The organism is Micromonospora phytophila (assembly GCF_023656545.1).
Lineage (GTDB): Bacteria > Actinomycetota > Actinomycetes > Mycobacteriales > Micromonosporaceae > Micromonospora > Micromonospora phytophila.
Genome location: NZ_JAMOKF010000435.1, coordinates 1 through 3,769, shown reverse-complemented (window position 1 = coordinate 3,769; position 3,769 = coordinate 1). Strand labels below are relative to the sequence as shown.

4 protein-coding genes are annotated in these 3,769 nt (G+C 74.1%); 3 read left to right on the top strand and 1 reads right to left on the bottom strand.

What is annotated here, in order from left to right; genetic code table 11:
* Positions 1-187, bottom strand: a 187-nt coding sequence (locus NCC78_RS29060; RefSeq protein ID WP_250798524.1) for a hypothetical protein, incomplete at its 3' end; no start/stop codon positions are given.
* A 524-nt stretch (positions 188-711) separates the two neighbouring features.
* On the opposite strand from NCC78_RS29060, the gene trpC reads away from it, so the two are divergent.
* The 3 genes from trpC (at position 712) to trpA (ending at position 3,669) form a co-directional block, all read left to right on the top strand.
* Positions 712-1,515 (top strand): indole-3-glycerol phosphate synthase TrpC, encoded by an 804-nt coding sequence (gene trpC, locus NCC78_RS29055; RefSeq protein WP_250798525.1) that lies wholly within the window; start codon positions 712-714, stop codon positions 1,513-1,515.
* Between the two features lie 37 nt (positions 1,516-1,552).
* Positions 1,553-2,791 carry a tryptophan synthase subunit beta gene (gene trpB, locus NCC78_RS29050; RefSeq protein ID WP_250798522.1) on the top strand — a complete coding sequence of 413 codons (1,239 nt, stop codon included), beginning with the start codon at positions 1,553-1,555 and terminating at the stop codon, positions 2,789-2,791.
* A gap of 74 nt (positions 2,792-2,865) precedes the next feature.
* On the top strand, positions 2,866-3,669 hold the full coding sequence (trpA, locus tag NCC78_RS29045) for a tryptophan synthase subunit alpha (RefSeq protein WP_250798521.1): 804 nt from the start codon (positions 2,866-2,868) through the stop codon (positions 3,667-3,669).
* Positions 3,670-3,769: the final 100 nt, after the last annotated feature.

The following is a 3,769-nucleotide window of genomic DNA, read 5'->3' as shown; positions in this document are numbered from 1 at the left end:
CGGCCCGCTGGTTCGCGCGGGCCCGGTCGGCGCAGACGGCCTCCCAGGCGTTGCCCCGGGCGGTCCGCATCCGGCCCTCGCCCACCACCGCGCGCTCCAGGGTGTGCACGACACCGACGGCGAGCGACGCGACGGTACGCGAGATGGTGGTCAGTCCGATGGTCTGGTGAGGCCCGACAGTGCTCATGATCACCCCGCACGGAGATCGTTGGTGACGGTGGGCAGGCGCGTCGTCGAGTCTGCCCGAGGAAGATGCTCGCCGGCTCACGTTTCGGCGCGGTGACCGGCTCGTCAACTCTCCGCCGGGGGTAACCAGCAGGGAAGGGCCGTTCGTCCTTGAGCTTGGTCACAGCATCGACGACCGTCGTCGCGGCCGGGCGGGCGCGCTCGACGGCGATCTCGCTGGCGGTGTGGCCGGGCGGCCGGCGGCCCCACCGGATAGGGTGCCGACCATGTCGACGGTGGCGCATCCGGGACGCGGGCGGGTGACCGTCGTCGATGGGCACGGGTGGCGCTGCGTGACATTCCCTTCACCGGAAGTCGGCCATTATGCCGGAGCCCATCTCGTGAGCCACGCCATACCCCCGGCACCCGTCGCCAGGTGGCGCCCCCTAGCATCGGCCCATGACACCCGGAGAGGGGAGTCCGTTGGTGACTGCTGAGCATGCGCACGCGGAGGGGGACGAGGCCGGTCCGGCGGCGTCCGTAAGCGTGCTCGACGAGATCCTGGCCGGCGTGCGTGAGGACGTGGCCCGGCGGCAGGAAGAGGTTCCGCTGGAGCGGATCCGCGAACTGGCCGCCGCCGCGCCGCCGCCACTGGACGCGTACGCGGCCCTGCGCAAGCCCGGCGTCGCGGTGATCGCCGAGGTGAAGCGCTCGTCGCCGTCCAAGGGGCGGCTGGCCGAGATCGCCGACCCGGCCGACCTGGCTGGCGACTACGCCGCCGGTGGCGCGCGGGCGATCAGCGTGCTCACCGAGGGGCGCTGGTTCGGCGGCTCCCTGGACGACCTGGCCGCCGTGCGTGCCGCCGTCACCATCCCGGTGCTGCGCAAGGACTTCGTCGTCTCCAGCTACCAGGTGCACGAGGCCCGGGCGCACGGCGCCGACCTGGTGCTGCTGATCGTCGCCGCGCTGGAGCAGAACGCGCTGGTCGGCCTGCTGGAGCGGATCGAGTCGCTGGGCATGACCGCGCTGGTCGAGGTGCACGACGAGGAAGAGGCCGACCGCGCCCTCGAGGCCGGTGCGCAGGTGATCGGGGTCAACGCCCGCGATCTGCGTACCCTGGAGGTCGACCGCTCGGTGTTCGAGCGGATCGCGCCCGGCCTGCCCAGCAGGGTGGTCAAGATCGCCGAATCCGGTGTGCGCGGCCCGCACGACCTCATCCGGTACGCCTCGGCGGGCGCCGACGCGGTCCTGGTCGGCGAGGGCCTGGTCACCCAGAAGAGCCCCCGTGAGGCGGTGGCCGAGCTGGTCAACGCCGGCAACCACCCGGCCACGCCCCGTCCGGTGCGCTGATCCCGCGCCGGCTCGCCAGCACCGAGAGGACGATCGCATGAGCGCCGACGCGCTGGCCGCCCCGAGGAGTCCGCAGCCCGACGCCGCCGGTCACTTCGGTCGCTTCGGCGGTCGCTTCGTGCCCGAGGCGCTGGTCGCGGCGCTGGACGAACTCGACGCCGCGCACCGCGCGGCGATGGTCGACGAGTCCTTCCGGGCCGAGTTCGGCGCCCTGCTGCGCGACTACGCCGGCACCCCCTCGCTGCTCTACGCCGCCGAGCGGTTCTCCGCCAAGGTCGGCGCCCGGGTGCTGCTCAAGCGCGAGGACCTCAACCACACCGGCGCGCACAAGGTGCGCAACGTGCTCGGCCAGGCGCTGCTCACCCGGCGGATGGGCAAGACGCGGGTGATCGCGGAGACCGGCGCCGGCCAGCACGGCGTGGCCACCGCCACCGCCGCGGCCCTGTTCGACCTGGAGTGCGTGGTCTACATGGGCCAGGTCGACACCGAGCGGCAGGCGCTGAACGTGGCCCGGATGCGGATGCTCGGCGCGACCGTCGTCCCGGTCACCAACGGCTCGCGGACGCTCAAGGACGCGATGAACGAGGCGATGCGGGACTGGGTCGCCAACGTCGACGAGACCCACTACCTGATCGGCACCGCGGCCGGGCCGCACCCGTTCCCGGCGCTGGTCCGCGACTTCGTCCGGGGCATCGGCGACGAGGCGCGCCAGCAGTGCCTCGACCTCACCGGCGCGCTGCCGGACGCGGTCACCGCCTGCGTCGGCGGCGGCTCCAACGCGTTGGGGATCTTCCACGCCTTCGTGGGCGACCCCGGCGTGCGGCTCTACGGCTTCGAGGCCGGCGGCGACGGGGTGGAGACGGGCCGGCACGCGGCCAGCATCACCGGCGGCTCCTCCGGCGTGCTGCACGGCGCCCGCACCTACGTGCTCCAGGACGACGACGGGCAGACCCGGGAGTCGCACTCGATCTCGGCCGGCCTGGACTACCCGGGCGTCGGGCCGGAGCACGCCTGGCTGCACGACACCGGCCGGGCGACCTACCTGCCGGTCACCGACCGCGAGGCGATGGCCGCGTTCGAGCTGCTCTGCCGCACCGAGGGCATCATCCCGGCGATCGAGAGCGCGCACGCGCTCGCCGGCACCCTGACGATCGCCCCGAAGCTCGCCGCCGAGCTGGGCCGGGAGCCCACCATCGTGGTCAACCTCTCCGGGCGGGGCGACAAGGACGTGCACACCGCCGGCGACTACTTCGGCATCCTCGACAAGGAGCAGTGAGCCATGAGCGGGCGAATCATCCGGCCGTGCGCCGGTCACGCTCCCGGTGGTGCCCGGCGGACGGAGGCGACGGCGTGAGCCGGATCGGGGTGGCGTTCGACAAGGCCCGCGCCGACGGGCGGGCCGTGCTGGTCGGCTGCATGCCGGCGGGCTTCCCGACCGTAGAGGGCAGCATCGCGGCGATGACCGCGATGGTCGACGCCGGCGTCGACGTCATCGAGGTGGAGATCCCGTACTCCGACCCGGTGATGGACGGCCCGGTGATCCAGCGGGCCAGCGACATCGCCCTCGCCGGCGGCGTACGGACCTCCGACACGCTGCGCATCGTCGAGGCGGTCGCGGCCACCGGCGCGCCGGTGGTCACCATGACCTACTGGAACCCCGTGGAGCGGTACGGCGTCGACGCGTTCGCCCGGGACCTCGCGGCGGCCGGGGGCACCGGCCTGATCACGCCGGACCTCATCCCCGACGAGGCCGACGAGTGGCTGGCCGCGTCCGACGCGTACGGGCTGGACCGGACCTTCCTGGTCTCGCCGTCCTCCACAGACGCGCGGCTGCGGATGACGGTCGGGCACTGCCGGGGCTTCGTCTACGCCACCGCGATCATGGGCGTCACCGGTGCCCGGGCGCGCACCTCCGACGCGGCGCCGATCCTGGTCTCCCGGCTGCGCGAGGTCACCGACCTGCCCGTCGGCGTGGGGCTGGGCGTCGGCACCGGAGCGCAGGCCGGGACGGTCGCCGGGTACGCCGACGGCGTCATCGTCGGCAGCGCCCTGGTCCGGTGCGTGCTCGACGCCCCGGACCCCGCGGCCGGCCTGACCGCCCTGCGCGCCCTCAGCGCCGAACTCGCCGACGGCGTCCGCAACCCCGTCCGCTGACCGGGCGGTTCAGGGGCGGGCCGGGTCGGGAGCGGGGAACTCCGCCCGCTGTTCCGGAGGGCGTGCGGCCGTCGGCTGGTCGCGCAGCACGCCCGAGCGG